Origin of the sequence: Bacillus amyloliquefaciens DSM 7 = ATCC 23350 (assembly GCF_000196735.1) — a bacterium.
Lineage (GTDB): Bacteria > Bacillota > Bacilli > Bacillales > Bacillaceae > Bacillus > Bacillus amyloliquefaciens.
In genome coordinates this window covers 2,241,648-2,255,983 of sequence record NC_014551.1, presented here as the reverse complement: position 1 = coordinate 2,255,983, position 14,336 = coordinate 2,241,648, and the positions used below count along the sequence as shown (strand labels likewise).

Here is a 14,336-nt window from a genome sequence, read left to right as displayed (position 1 = left end):
TCAACATGCAGGAGTCAAAAGAACAGCGCGTACACGGCGTATTTGAAAAAATCTACAAAAATTATGACCAAATGAACTCTGTCATCAGTTTTCAGCAGCATAAAAAATGGCGCGACAAAACGATGCAGATCATGAATGTGAAAGAAGGCGCAAAAGCGCTTGACGTCTGCTGCGGAACGGCTGACTGGACGATTGCCCTCGCAGAAGCGGCCGGTAAAAGCGGCGAAATCAAAGGACTGGATTTCAGCAAAAATATGCTGAGCATCGGCGAGAAAAAAGTAAAAGAGGGCGGTTACAGCCAAATTGAGCTTTTACACGGGAATGCGATGGAACTTCCTTTCGATGATAATTCTTTTGATTTTGTCACCATCGGCTTCGGACTGCGGAACGTTCCCGACTACCTGACCGTGCTGAAAGAAATGCGGCGGGTCGTCAAACCGGGCGGGCAGGTCGTATGCCTGGAAACATCCCAGCCGGAAATGTTCGGTTTCAGACAGGCATATTTCCTCTATTTTAAATACATCATGCCTTTCTTCGGAAAAATGTTTGCAAAGAGCTATAAAGAATATTCCTGGCTGCAAGAATCAGCAAGAGAATTTCCCGGTATGAAAGAGCTTGCGCGTCTGTTTGAAGAAGCGGGCCTGACGAATGTCAAATACCATTCGTTTACCGGCGGAGTGGCCGCTACGCATATCGGTTGGAAATGATGAATATACAGATGTTTGGGTGAATGATATGAAATTTAAAATGGCCTATTCTTTTTTAAATGACGATATTGATGTGATCGAAAGGGAGCTTGAGCAGACGGTGCGGTCTGACTATCCCTTGCTGAGCGAAGCGGGGCTCCATCTGCTTCAGGCGGGAGGCAAGCGCATCCGCCCTGTTTTCGTATTGCTTTCCGGCATGTTCGGTGACTATGACATTAATAAAATAAAATATGTAGCGGTGACGCTGGAAATGATTCATATGGCATCCCTCGTGCATGACGACGTCATCGATGACGCCGAGCTGCGGAGAGGAAAGCCGACCATTAAAGCCAAATGGGACAACCGCATTGCCATGTATACCGGTGATTATATGCTTGCGGGCTCGCTTGAGATGATGACGAGACTCGATGAGCCGAAAGCCCACCGGATCCTGTCCAAAACCATCGTAGAAGTTTGCCTCGGAGAAATTGAACAGATCAGAGATAAATACAATATGGAACAAAACCTCAGAACCTATTTGCGCCGCATCAAACGGAAAACGGCTCTTCTCATCGCCGTCAGCTGCCAGCTCGGCGCCATCGCTTCGGGAGCTGATGAGAAGATTCATAAAGCATTATATTGGTTCGGCTATTACGTTGGCATGTCCTATCAAATTATTGATGACATTCTTGATTTCACTTCCACTGAAGAGGAACTGGGAAAACCTGTCGGAGGAGATCTGCTGCAAGGAAATGTCACTCTGCCCGTTTTGTACGCGTTGCGTCAGCCTGAATTGAGAAATCAGCTGAAATTAATTAACAGTGAAACAACACAGGAGCAGCTTGCCCCCATTATTAAAAATATAAAACGCACAGACGCGATTGAAAAATCAATGGCCGTCAGTGACAGGTACTTAAAAAAAGCGTTTGAAAAGCTGAATACACTGCCGAGAGGCCGTGCGCGCTCATCATTGGCCGCAATCGCGAAATATATCGGCAAACGAAAATTTTAACCCCCTTTTACGAACAAGATGTGAACATTCTCCGCCCTGGATTGATTAATTGTCAGAAAGATGTTACGATTTCGGTGTGCAACTTGAAAGCCTATACATAATGATGGGGTGGAGAATCTTATGGAAAAAACTTTTATCATGGTAAAACCGGACGGCGTACAGCGCCAGCTGATCGGAGAGATTTTATCAAGATTTGAACGTAAGGGCTTACAATTGGCAGGAGCCAAGCTAATGCAAGTTTCAGAACAGATGGCTGAAAACCATTATGCTGAACATAAAGGGAAACCGTTTTTCGGCGAGCTTGTGGAATTCATTACATCAGGACCCGTATTTGCAATGGTATGGGAAGGGGAAAATGTAGTAGAGATCACAAGACAGCTGATCGGAAAAACAAACCCGAAAGACGCACTGCCGGGCACGATTCGCGGTGATTACGGCATGTTTGTCGGCAAAAATATCATTCACGGTTCAGACTCCTTAGAAAGCGCTGAGCGGGAAATTCAGATTTTCTTTAAACAGGAAGAGCTTGTACCGTATCAAAAATTAATGGCCGACTGGGTGTACTAAGCCGTCAGCCTTTCTTTTTCTCGTATTATGAAAGGGTTTACATCGTTTAAGAAAGACAGAGGCCTTGCTGTCCTGTCTTTTCATTTCTCACAAATCAGCCTGCGGGCTGATTTTTTTATTGAAATCGTACAATTTAGAAAGAAAACAGGCTATACTAGGACAAAAGACAGCGAGATTGGGAGAGAAGCAATGGAGCCTTACGAAATTTTTATCACGAAGTGGAAAAAAATAACCGGCGTTGATTTATCTTTATACAAAGAAGCACAGATGAAAAGGCGGCTGACGTCCCTTTATGAAAAAAAGGGATTCAGGGATTTTCAGGAATTTGCGGCCGCTTTGGAAAAAGACAAGCTATTATTAAATGAAACATTGGACAGAATGACGATCAATGTTTCTGAATTTTACCGAAATTATAAACGGTGGGAAGTTCTTGAAACTTCCATTCTTCCGTTATTAAACCATAACAAACCGTTAAAAATATGGAGCGCGGCCTGTTCAACGGGGGAAGAACCCTATACCTTGGCGATGATTCTCAACCAGCAGGCGGGACTGGCCGGATTTGATATATTGGCGACAGATATTGATGAAAAGGCGCTCAGCAAAGCCAAGCGGGGCATCTATCAGGAGCGCTCGCTGCAAGAGGTGCCGGCTTCCGTAAAAAGCCGCTTTTTCACCAAGCAGGACGACAACAGCTATCAAGTAAAGCAAGAGATACAGAAAAACATCCGCTTTAAGCGGCACAACCTGCTTGCTGACAGCTATGAACAGGATTTTGACCTGATCGTCTGCCGCAACGTTTTTATTTATTTTACTGAAAAAGCGAAAGAAGAGCTGTATGTGAAAATGGCGGGCAGCCTGAAAAAGAACGGAAATCTGTTTGTCGGAAGCACAGAACAGATTTTCAGCCCGGAAAAATTCGGCCTTGAAAGCACCGATACATTTTTTTATCAAAAAAGATAGAAGACATTTTATGAAAACTTGTGTTATAGTTTTACTTAAAAGCGTTAATGCGATGAAGGGAGAAGAAAGAAATGAGATACTTAACAGCCGGAGAATCACACGGTCCGCAGCTGACGACGATTATAGAAGGTGTGCCAGCGGGGCTTTATATAACTGAGGAAGACATTAATTTTGAGCTTGCCAGACGTCAAAAAGGGCACGGCCGCGGACGCCGCATGCAGATTGAAACGGACAGGGCAAAGATCACGAGCGGCGTGCGGCATGCACGGACACTCGGTTCACCCATCGCGCTCGTTGTGGAAAATAAAGACTGGACCCACTGGACAAAAATCATGGGTGCAGCACCGATTACAGAAGAAGAAGAAAGTGAAATGAAACGCCAGATTTCAAGACCGAGACCTGGGCACGCAGATTTAAACGGGGCCATTAAGTATAATCACCGCGATATGAGAAATGTGTTAGAACGATCTTCCGCGCGTGAGACAACGGTTCGCGTGGCTGCCGGAGCCGTCGCTAAAAAGATTTTAGCGGAGCTCGGCATTAAAGTCGCCGGACATGTTCTGCAAATCGGCGGGGTAAAAGCCGAGAAAACCGATTACACATCTATTGAAGATCTCAAGCGGGTAACTGAGGAATCACCGGTCAGATGCTACGACGAAGAAGCAGGCCGTCAAATGATGGCAGCCATTGATGAAGCGAAGGCAAACGGCGACTCAATCGGCGGAATCGTTGAAGTGATTGTCGAAGGCATGCCCGTCGGTGTCGGAAGCTATGTCCATTATGACCGTAAACTTGACAGCAAGCTCGCCGCTGCCGTTCTGTCGATTAACGCGTTTAAAGGCGTAGAGTTTGGCATCGGTTTTGAAGCGGCCGGCAAAAACGGCAGTGATGTCCATGATGAAATCGTGTGGGATGAAGAGAAAGGCTATACACGCGCGACAAACAGGCTCGGAGGATTAGAAGGCGGTATGACGACAGGAATGCCGATCGTCGTACGCGGTGTTATGAAGCCGATCCCGACTTTATACAAGCCGCTTAAAAGCGTCGACATTGAAACGAAAGAACCGTTTTCAGCGAGTATTGAACGTTCAGACAGCTGCGCCGTTCCTGCAGCAAGCGTAGTGGCAGAAGCAGCAGTGGCCTGGGAAATCGCAAATGCCGTCGTAGAACAATTCGGCCTCGACCAGATCGACCGCATTAAAGAAAATGTAGAAAATATGAGAAAATTATCGAGGGAATTCTGATGAAGGAGCTTGAGGTTCGGACAGCTTCCTCCGCATATCCCGTGTATATCGGTGAAGGCATTAGGAAACAGGCCGCTGCACTTTTGGCTTCGCTGAACAGGCCGCTGACAAAAATTCTGCTCGTTATCGACGCTGAAGTCGACCGGCTTTACGGTGATGAAATGTTCACGCTTTTAAACGAAACATGGGACGTGAAAAAAGTGATCGTTCCAAGCGGAGAAGAAGCGAAGTCATTGGAAGAGTATGAACGGATTCAAACGGAAGCGATCGCTTTCCATATGGACCGTTCCTCATGTATGATCGCGTTCGGAGGCGGCGTGACGGGTGATTTGGCCGGCTTTTGCGCAGCGACTTTTATGCGCGGAATTGATTTCATCCAAATGCCGACGACGCTGCTGGCCCATGACAGCGCGGTCGGCGGCAAGGTGGCTGTCAATCACAAACTCGGAAAGAACTTAATCGGCGCGTTTTATCAGCCAAAAGCGGTGATTTATGATACAGAGCTTCTGAAAACCCTGCCGGAACAAGAGCTGAGATCGGGCATGGCTGAAGTGATCAAACATGCGTTTATTGCAGATCACGCTTTTTTAGAAAAGCTGCTCACGTTTGATACGTTACACGGACTGACAAGCGCTGAGCTGAATGAAATGATTTATAAAGGAATTTCAATAAAATCGGCCGTCGTGCGTGAGGACGAAAAGGAAGAGGGGATAAGAGCTTTCCTGAATTTCGGCCATACGCTCGGCCACGCCGTTGAGGCGGAATACGGCTACGGCCGGATTACACATGGAGATGCAGTCGCCCTCGGCATGCAGTTTGCTCTTTACGTAAGTGAACAGGTTGCGGGATGCAAGATGAACAGAAAAGAACTCACGCAATGGCTGAGAGGACTCGGCTACCCGGGAAGCATCAGACAGGATATTGAAACGCCGGTTCTCTCCGCCAGAATGATGAATGATAAAAAAACGCGCGGAGGCATGACTCAGTTCATCGTATTGAAGGAATTAGGCGAAGCACAGGACTGTATGCTTTCAAAAGATGAGCTTGAAAACTTGCTGAACAAATGGCGAATGGAGGAAACAGCATGATGATACGCGGCATTCGCGGAGCAACAACGGTGGAGCAAGACACCGAACAAGAAATTTTAGAAAAAACACAGCAGCTGCTTGAAAAAATCATTGAACAAAATGGATGCAAACCGGAAGACGTTGTGCAGATCCTGTTATCCGCCACGCCTGATATCCATTCCGTATTTCCGGCAAAAGCGGTCCGCAGCCTTTCCGGATGGCAGTACGTCCCGGTGACGTGCATGCAGGAAATGGATGTCGCCGGCGCTCTGAAAAAGTGTGTCCGCGTCCTGATGACGGTTCAGACGGATACGCCTCAGGATGAAATCAAACATGTTTATCTAGAAAAAGCCGTTGTGTTAAGACCGGATTTATCATTGACAAAAAATACTGACATGTAATACGATAAACAAAGCTTAGAAATACACAAGAGTGTGTATAAAGCTGATAAGCAAGATATTGAACAGTTGAGTTTAGAATAGGGTAGCAGAGAATGAGTTTAGCTGAGCTGAGATAAACACGTTTTTATTCTGCCCAAAAGAAGCCTTTCTTTTGGGTTTATTTCTTATACGCAACACTCCTCTCACTCTTCATCTCATTCTCCTTACCGCAAGGAGGAGAATCATGAATTTACAATCGGATGTTTCTTTATTTTTAAAGGACAGTCTGACACACCGCACCATTCCAATCGCAGAGACTTTTACAGTCGACACGATCACACCCATTCAGATGGTTGAAAAACTGGACAGAAACATTACGTATCTGCTGGAAAGCAAGGATGAGTCGTCAAGCTGGTCAAGATATTCTTTTATCGGCCTCGATCCTTTTATCACGATTAAAGAGAGTCATAACACATTCGCTGCTGCTGATCCGAAAGGGCATACGCTGTTTGAAGCCGGAGAATTAAGAGCGGTGCTTGACTGGATGAATGAAAGCTTCCGCATTAAAACGCCCGAGCTTGATATTCCATTTTCGGGAGGGGCAGTCGGCTACCTGAGCTATGATATGATTCCTCTGATCGAGCCTTCTGTGCGAAGGCATGCGAAAGAAACAGATCTAGAAAAATGCATGCTGTTTGTCTGCCGGAAAATCATTGCGTACGACCATGAAACGAAACAAGTGCATTTTATTCAATATGCAACGCTTAACGGCCGGGAGACGGAAGAAGAAAAACGGGCCGTTTTTAAAGAAAATTGTGCGGAACTTCGGGAGCTTATCGGTATTTTAACAGAACCGAAGGATATAAAAGAGCCGTTTTTTTCAAAGGCAACGTTTGACACGCCGAGCTTTGCCAATGTGACATCTAATTATACGAAAGAAGGGTTTATGGCCGGCGTCAATAAACTGAAAGAATTTATAAAAGCGGGAGACATTTTTCAAGGGGTGCTGTCGCAAAAGTTTGATATTCCGGTATCCAGAAATTCATTTGAGCTGTACAGGGTGCTTCGCATCGTCAACCCTTCACCTTATATGTACTATATCAAACTGCCGGACAGAGACATTGTCGGCAGTTCGCCAGAGCGGCTGATCCGTGTGCATGACAGGCATCTGGAAATTCATCCGATTGCCGGAACGAGAAGAAGGGGCGCCGGAAAAAAAGAAGACGAACGCCTGAAAAAAGAGCTGATGAATGACGAAAAAGAAAAAGCTGAACATTACATGCTCGTCGATCTGGCGCGCAATGACATCGGCAGAGTCGCGGAGTATGGTTCCGTAACCGTTCCTGAATTCACAAAGGTCGTTTCTTTTTCACATGTGATGCACATCATCTCCGTTGTAACCGGCCGTTTAAAACAGGGCGTCCATCCCGTTGACGCGCTGATGTCGGCATTCCCGGCAGGAACACTCACGGGCGCTCCGAAAATCCGCGCGATGCAGCTTTTAAATGAATTAGAACCGACTTCAAGAGAGACCTACGGCGGATGTATCGCTTATATCGGATTTGACGGTTCGATTGATTCGTGTATTACCATCCGGACCATGAGTGTCAAAAACGGTACGGCGTCGGTTCAGGCGGGGGCGGGAATAGTCGCTGATTCCGTCCCGGAAGCTGAATATGAAGAGAGCTGCAGCAAAGCGGGGGCGCTTTTAAAAACGATTCAAATTGCAGAAGACATCTTTTCTGACGGGGAGGAGAAGACTGATGAACAAATTTCTGCAATTGTGCGTTAATGGCCGCACGCTGAAAACCGGAGAAGCCGAAAAGCTGATGGAGATGATGATGAACGGAGATATGTCGCAGTGTGAAATCGGCGGTATTTTATCAATATTAGCCCATCGGGGTGAAACGGCGGAGGAGCTTGCCGGATTTGTGAAAGTGATGCGGGCGCGTGCACAAGCTGCAGATGGCCTCGAGGATGTCGTTGATACGTGCGGGACAGGCGGAGACGGGATTTCTACGTTTAACATATCAACGGCAGCGGCAATTACAGCCTCTGCCGCCGGAGCTAAAGTTGCCAAGCACGGAAATCGTTCCGTTTCGTCTAAAAGCGGCAGCGCGGATGTGCTGGAGAAACTGGGGGTTTCCATTCAAGCCACTCCGGACAGCGTCAAACGCAGCATTGAAACGAAGCAAATGGGGTTTTTGTTTGCGCCGCTGTTTCATTCGTCAATGAAGCATGTCGCTGCCGCGAGAAAAGAGCTTGGCTTCCGAACCGTATTTAACCTGCTCGGCCCGCTCAGCAACCCGCTGCAGGCGAAGCGGCAGGTGATCGGCGTCTATTCATCTGAAAAAGCGCGCCTGATGGCAAGCGCACTGGAACAATTTGATGTCAGGCACGTCATGCTTGTATCGGCGCGTGACGGATTAGATGAACTGTCCATCACAGCACCGACCGATGTCATTGAGCTGAAAAACGGGGAACGTCTGGAATATTCCGTGTCACCCGAACAATTCGGTTTTGCAGAAGGTTCACTGAAGGATATTCAGGTGAGTTCAGCGGAAGAAAGCGCGCTCCTCATTCAGAATATTTTTGCAAATGAAGCCCCGTCATCCGCTCTGCATATTACCGCTTTAAATGCGGGCGCGGCCATTTATACGGCAGGTCTTGCAAAAGATCTGGGAGAAGGAACAAAAACAGCTTTAGAAACCATTCAAAACGGAGATGCCAAAAAGCAGCTCGAACGTCTGAAACAGAAAGAGGAAGAAATATATGCTTGATCAAATCATTCAGCAGAAAAAAGAAGAAATCAAATCCATCGTGCTGCCGGAAAACCGTCAAATTGAACGGAGATCCTTTAGAGAAGCGATCCTGAACCCGAACCGTTTTATCGGACTGATTGCCGAAGTAAAAAAAGCTTCGCCGTCTAAAGGACTGATTAAAGAGCATTTTGTTCCCGAAAAGATTGCGGCGGATTATGAAGCTGCCAAAGCGGATGCCATCTCTGTTCTGACGGATACCCGTTTTTTTCAGGGAAGAAATCAATTTTTGACAGATGTGAAACAAACCGTTTCTCTTCCCGTGCTGAGAAAGGATTTTATTATTGATTCCCTGCAGGTGGAGGAATCGTACCGGATCGGCGCCGATGCGATTTTGCTGATCGGGGAAGCGTTGGAACCCTCAAAGCTTCATGAGCTTTATCTGGAGGCCCGTGAGAAGGATATGGACGTTCTCGTGGAAGTCCATGATGAAACCGTCCTTGAACGGATTTTACAGGTGTTTCAGCCGGAAATTCTCGGCATAAACAACCGGGATTTAAAAACGTTCCGTACTTCTGTTTCACAAACGGAAAAAATGGCGGATCTTGTGCCGGACGGCTGTCTGCTGGTCAGCGAAAGCGGCATCGGTTCTTTGGCTGACCTGAAATTCGTCAATAAGCACGGGGCGCGGGCTGTATTGATCGGAGAATCTTTAATGAGAGAGGATTCGCAGCAAAAGGCGATCCGCGGGCTGTTCGGGGAGTGAGGGCATGAAAAAGCCTGAAATAAAGTACTGCGGCATCTGCTCAAAGCGTGATTATGAGCTTGCGGCAGCCTCAGAAGCGGATTATTTGGGATTCATTTTTGCCGCAAGCAAACGGAAGGTCACGCCGTATGAAGTACGGAAATGGAAACAGGAAATCCGGACAGATAAGAAACATGTCGGAGTATTTGTAAATGAAACGATAGAAAACATTGCGCAAATCGCTTCTGAATTGTCCCTTGACGTCATCCAGCTGCACGGTGATGAATCGCCTGAGGATGCCCTCCGTCTCCGTCCGCTTGTGCGCTCGGAGATATGGAAAGCGCTCCGTCACGGGGAAGGGACGCTCCGTCAGATGGATCAATTTGCACCCGCCGTCGACGGCTATGTCATTGATTCTTCAGTGAAAGGAATGAGAGGCGGCACGGGAATCGCGTTTTCATGGACCCGTGTCCCCTTGTACCGGAAGCGGGCTCAAAATGCAAACAAGCGCTGTTTTATCGCGGGCGGCGTTAATCCTGAAACGATTACTGATTTACTCAAGTCGGGCCCGTGCGGTATAGATCTTGCCAGCGGGATTGAAAAAAACGGACAAAAGGATCAAACACTGATCCGGCTTTTAGAAGAAAGGATGAACCATTATGTATCCATATCCAAATGAAATCGGAAGATACGGCGAATTCGGAGGCAAATTTGTCCCTGAAACATTGATGCGGCCTCTCGAAGAAATCGAAACGGCTTTCAAAGAATTAAAGAATGATCCCGTATTTCATGCAGAATATAAAAAACTATTGTTTGATTACTCCGGAAGACCGACTGCATTGACGTTTGCAGACAGGGTGTCGGATGATTTGGGCGGGGCGAAAATCTATTTGAAAAGGGAAGATTTAAACCATACCGGTTCTCATAAAATCAACAACGCGTTAGGACAGATTCTGCTTGCCAAAAAGATGGGCAAAACGAAAATCATCGCCGAAACCGGTGCGGGGCAGCACGGCGTTGCAGCCGCGACAGCCGCCGCAAAATTCGGTTTTGAGTGTACGGTTTTTATGGGTGAAGAGGACGTTGCGCGCCAGTCGCTGAACGTATTCCGAATGAAACTGCTCGGCGCGGAGGTCGTGCCGGTCTCTAGCGGCAACGGCACACTGAAAGATGCGACGAATGAAGCGATCAGATATTGGGTTCAGCATTGTGAAGACCATTTTTACCTGATCGGTTCTGTCGTAGGTCCGCACCCGTATCCGTACATTGTGCGCGAGTTTCAGAAAATCATCGGCGAGGAAGCGAAAGAACAGCTCCTCAGGGTCGAAGGGACGCTCCCGGACAAGGTTGTTGCATGTGTCGGCGGCGGAAGCAATGCGATGGGCATATTTCAGGCCTTTTTAGACGAAGATACTGAGCTGATCGGCGTCGAGGCGGCCGGAAAAGGAATTGATACGCCTCTGCATGCGGCGACGATAGCAAAAGGGACGCTCGGGGTGATTCACGGCTCAATGACCTATTTAATACAAGATGCATACGGACAGATTATCGAACCGTATTCCATTTCAGCAGGCCTCGATTACCCGGGGATCGGGCCTGAGCATGCCTATCTGCATAAAAGCGGCCGTGTAACATATGAAAGTGTGACAGACGAAGAAGCGATTGCCGCGTTGCGTCTGCTTTCTGAAACAGAAGGCATTCTTCCGGCTATTGAATCTGCACACGCCTTGGCAAAAGCATTTGAAATGGCGAAAGACATGGATAAAGACAAAATCATTCTCGTCAGTCTGTCGGGAAGAGGAGATAAAGATGTTCATACGCTGATGAATGTTTTGGAAAACGGGGTGAAGACACATGTTTAATCTGCATGACTCTGAAAAATTATTTATCCCTTTTATTACGGCGGGCGATCCGCTTCCTGAAATTTCTGTTGAACTGGCAAAATCTTTGCAGAATGCAGGCGCTTCAGCTCTTGAAATCGGCGTCCCCTACACAGATCCGCTCGCGGATGGCCCCGTCATACAGCGGGCTTCAAAACGGGCTCTGGAAAACGGAATGAATATCGTAAAAGCCATTGAACTTGGCGGCAAAATGAAAAAAAACGGCGTTCATATTCCAATTATCCTCTTTACGTATTATAATCCTGTGTTACAATTAGAAAAAGAATGCTTTTTCGCTTTACTGCGGGAAAACGACATAGACGGTCTGCTTGTACCGGATCTTCCGTTAGAGGAAAGCGCCCTTTTGCAAAAGACATGCAAAAAGGAGAACATCGCTTATATCTCGCTGGTCGCGCCGACAAGTGAAAACCGTTTGAAAATAATTACTGAACAGGCCGGCGGCTTTGTGTATTGTGTATCTTCTTTAGGAGTGACGGGCGTACGCAGCGAATTCGATCCGTCTGTATACTCTTTCATCCGTAAAGTGAAAGAATTCAGCTCGGTTCCGGTTGCGGTCGGTTTTGGCATTTCAAGCCGCAAACAGGTTGACGAGATGAATGAAATATCAGATGGTGTCGTTGTCGGAAGCGCGCTTGTCAGAAAGGTTGAAGAGCTTAAAACAAAGCTTGTGAATTCCGGCACAAGAGCCGATGCGCTTCTTGAATTTGAGGAATACGCAAAGACGTTCGGACAACTGTACAGTGTAAAATGAGGTGACTGGATTTGCAGATTAAAGAACAGCTGCGGCAGCTGAAACCGTATCAGCCGGGCAAACCAATAGAAGAAGTGAAAATGGAGTACGGGCTTGAGAAAGTAGTAAAGCTCGCATCTAACGAAAATCCGTTCGGCTGTTCACAGGCCGCTAAAGATGCGCTGCATCAGGAGATTGAGCAGCTTGCGCTGTATCCCGACGGTTACAGTGCCGCTTTGAGAACGCGGCTCAGTGAACATCTGCAGGTCAGTGAATCTTCGATCATTTTCGGAAACGGCTCTGATGAGCTTGTGCAGATTATCTGCCGTTCTTTATTAAATGATCAGGCAAACACGATTACCGCTGCTCCGACTTTCCCGCAATACAGACACAATGCGGTGATTGAAGGCGCTGAAGTGCGCGAGGTGCCGCTCCGCAGTGACGGCGCTCATGATTTGGACCGGATGCTTGAAGCCATTGACAGCAAGACGAAAGTCATATGGGTATGTAATCCGAATAATCCGACGGGGACGTATACTTCTGAACAAGAGTTAATTGCCTTTTTAGACAGAGTTCCCGAGCATATTCTCGTTGTACTTGATGAAGCGTACTACGAGTATGTCACAGCGGAAGATTACCCTGAAAGTATTCCGCTTTTAAAGCAATATCCGAATATCATGATCCTCCGCACATTTTCTAAAGCATACGGACTTGCCGCGCTTCGCGTCGGTTACGGTATTGCGAATGAAGCGCTGATCCGCCAGATTGAACCGGCGAGAGAGCCGTTCAATACGAGCAGAATCGGCCAGGCTTCGGCACTGGCTGCGCTTGACGACCAGTCGTTTATTAAGGAATGTGTCAAAAAAAATACAGCGGGTCTTAAGCAGTATTATGATTTTGCCGAAACCCATGGTTTAACTTGTTATCCTTCACAAACAAACTTTGTGCTCATTGAATTTAACCGCCCTGCGGATGAACTGTTCCAAGCCCTGCTGGAAAAAGGGTATATCGTCCGCTCAGGACAGGCGCTCGGATTTCCTGCTGCACTGAGGATTACGGTTGGTACGAAAGAGCAGAATGAGGAAATTCTGACAATTTTAGCTGAAATATTATAAGAGGTGATCAAGCGTCACCTCTTTACTCTATTAAACTAGATGAAAAAGGAAATGAGTGAAATGAAGGACACAATATTGCTTGCGGGAATCGGGCTGATCGGCGGGTCGATTGCATTGGCCATTAAAAAAGAGCATCCGCATAAACGGATTATCGGTGTAGATATTTCGGAAGAACAGCTTACTGCCGCGCTGAAGCTCGGGATTATTGACGAACGGGCCGGCTCATTTACGGAAGGGGCGCAGCAGGCGTCAGTTGTCATTATCGCCACGCCTGTCGCGCAAACGCTGAAAATGCTTGATATGCTTGCCGCATCGGGCATTACCCATGAACTCTTGATTACAGATGTGGGGAGCACAAAGCAGAAAGTCGTCAGCTATGCTGACAAAGTGCTACCGGCTCACTATCAATTTGTCGGCGGCCATCCGATGGCGGGGTCTCATAAATCCGGGGCTGCTGCCGCGAAAGAATTTTTATTCGAAAACGCGTTTTACATTTTAACACCGGGAAAATCAACTTCTAAAGAGTCAGTATCGCATTTGAAGGAACTTCTGAAAGCGGCAAACGCCCACTTTGTGGAGATGACTCCCGAGGAGCATGACGGCGTAACGAGCGTCATCAGCCATTTCCCTCATATCGTTGCCGCAAGCCTCGTACATCAGGCTCACCAATCTGAAGAAGATTATCCGTTTTTGCAGCGTTTTGCAGCCGGCGGTTTTCGGGACATCACAAGGATAGCCTCAAGCAGTCCGGCGATGTGGAGGGACATACTCCTTCATAACAAAGATAAACTGCTTGACCGCTTCAAAGAATGGAAACGGGAGATTGACACGATTGAATCTTATGTAGAAAATGAAGATGCGGACAACCTGTTCGGTTACTTTAAAAAAGCGAAGGATTATCGCGACGGCCTGCCGCTCCGTCAAAAAGGGGCGATCCCGTCCTTTTATGACCTTTATGTCGATGTTCCCGATCATCCGGGGGTCATTTCGGAAATTACGGCGATTTTGGCTGATGAAAAAATCAGTATCACCAACATCCGCATTATCGAAACAAGAGAAGATATTAACGGAATTCTGAGAATCAGTTTCCAGACTGATGATGACCGCAAGCGGGCGGAAACCTGCATTCAATCCCGCGCCAAATATGAAACATTTTACGCTGACTGAGGT

Annotated in this window: 15 protein-coding genes; all 15 read left to right on the top strand. The window is 47.2% G+C overall.

What is annotated here, in order from left to right; all coding sequences use genetic code 11:
- The first annotated feature begins 5 nt into the window (after window positions 1–5).
- Window positions 6–707, top strand: coding sequence for a demethylmenaquinone methyltransferase (gene menG, locus BAMF_RS31530; RefSeq protein ID WP_013352687.1), 702 nt, complete (start codon window positions 6–8; stop codon window positions 705–707).
- Window positions 708–735: 28 nt separating this feature from the next.
- Window positions 736–1,698, top strand: a complete 963-nt coding sequence (gene hepT, locus BAMF_RS31525) for a heptaprenyl diphosphate synthase component II (RefSeq protein WP_013352686.1) — start codon at window positions 736–738, stop codon at window positions 1,696–1,698.
- Between the two features lie 120 nt (window positions 1,699–1,818).
- Complete coding sequence (gene ndk / locus BAMF_RS31520; RefSeq protein ID WP_013352685.1) at window positions 1,819–2,265, top strand: nucleoside-diphosphate kinase; 447 nt, start codon at window positions 1,819–1,821, stop codon at window positions 2,263–2,265.
- A gap of 189 nt (window positions 2,266–2,454) precedes the next feature.
- Window positions 2,455–3,225 (top strand): protein-glutamate O-methyltransferase, encoded by a 771-nt coding sequence (locus BAMF_RS31515; RefSeq protein WP_013352684.1) that lies wholly within the window; start codon window positions 2,455–2,457, stop codon window positions 3,223–3,225.
- A gap of 71 nt (window positions 3,226–3,296) precedes the next feature.
- Window positions 3,297–4,469 (top strand): chorismate synthase, encoded by a 1,173-nt coding sequence (gene aroC, locus BAMF_RS31510; protein ID WP_013352683.1) that lies wholly within the window; start codon window positions 3,297–3,299, stop codon window positions 4,467–4,469.
- Complete coding sequence (gene aroB, locus BAMF_RS31505; protein ID WP_013352682.1) at window positions 4,469–5,557, top strand: 3-dehydroquinate synthase; 1,089 nt, start codon at window positions 4,469–4,471, stop codon at window positions 5,555–5,557. Before aroC ends, aroB begins: the two co-directional genes overlap by 1 nt.
- A complete protein-coding gene (gene aroH / locus BAMF_RS31500; protein WP_013352681.1) occupies window positions 5,554–5,937 on the top strand; it encodes a chorismate mutase in 384 nt (127 codons plus the stop codon). Before aroB ends, aroH begins: the two co-directional genes overlap by 4 nt.
- A gap of 223 nt (window positions 5,938–6,160) precedes the next feature.
- Window positions 6,161–7,708: an anthranilate synthase component I gene (gene trpE / locus BAMF_RS31495; RefSeq protein WP_013352680.1), complete on the top strand. Its 1,548-nt coding sequence runs from the start codon at window positions 6,161–6,163 to the stop codon at window positions 7,706–7,708.
- Window positions 7,680–8,696 (top strand): anthranilate phosphoribosyltransferase, encoded by a 1,017-nt coding sequence (gene trpD, locus BAMF_RS31490; protein ID WP_013352679.1) that lies wholly within the window; start codon window positions 7,680–7,682, stop codon window positions 8,694–8,696. The genes trpE and trpD overlap by 29 nt, the downstream gene beginning before the upstream one ends.
- Window positions 8,689–9,441 carry an indole-3-glycerol phosphate synthase TrpC gene (gene trpC, locus BAMF_RS31485; protein ID WP_013352678.1) on the top strand — a complete coding sequence of 251 codons (753 nt, stop codon included), beginning with the start codon at window positions 8,689–8,691 and terminating at the stop codon, window positions 9,439–9,441. Before trpD ends, trpC begins: the two co-directional genes overlap by 8 nt.
- 4 nt (window positions 9,442–9,445) lie before the next feature.
- Entirely contained in the window at window positions 9,446–10,099 is a 654-nt protein-coding gene (locus BAMF_RS31480) for a phosphoribosylanthranilate isomerase (RefSeq protein WP_013352677.1), read from the top strand.
- Window positions 10,080–11,282: a tryptophan synthase subunit beta gene (gene trpB / locus BAMF_RS31475; RefSeq protein ID WP_013352676.1), complete on the top strand. Its 1,203-nt coding sequence runs from the start codon at window positions 10,080–10,082 to the stop codon at window positions 11,280–11,282. The genes BAMF_RS31480 and trpB overlap by 20 nt, the downstream gene beginning before the upstream one ends.
- Window positions 11,275–12,072: a tryptophan synthase subunit alpha gene (gene trpA, locus BAMF_RS31470; protein ID WP_013352675.1), complete on the top strand. Its 798-nt coding sequence runs from the start codon at window positions 11,275–11,277 to the stop codon at window positions 12,070–12,072. Before trpB ends, trpA begins: the two co-directional genes overlap by 8 nt.
- A gap of 11 nt (window positions 12,073–12,083) precedes the next feature.
- The gene (gene hisC, locus BAMF_RS31465) at window positions 12,084–13,166 is read left to right on the top strand and encodes a histidinol-phosphate transaminase (protein WP_013352674.1); all 1,083 of its coding nucleotides are present in this window, start codon (window positions 12,084–12,086) and stop codon (window positions 13,164–13,166) included.
- 51 nt (window positions 13,167–13,217) lie between these two features.
- Window positions 13,218–14,333: a prephenate dehydrogenase gene (locus tag BAMF_RS31460; protein WP_038463260.1), complete on the top strand. Its 1,116-nt coding sequence runs from the start codon at window positions 13,218–13,220 to the stop codon at window positions 14,331–14,333.
- Window positions 14,334–14,336: the final 3 nt, after the last annotated feature.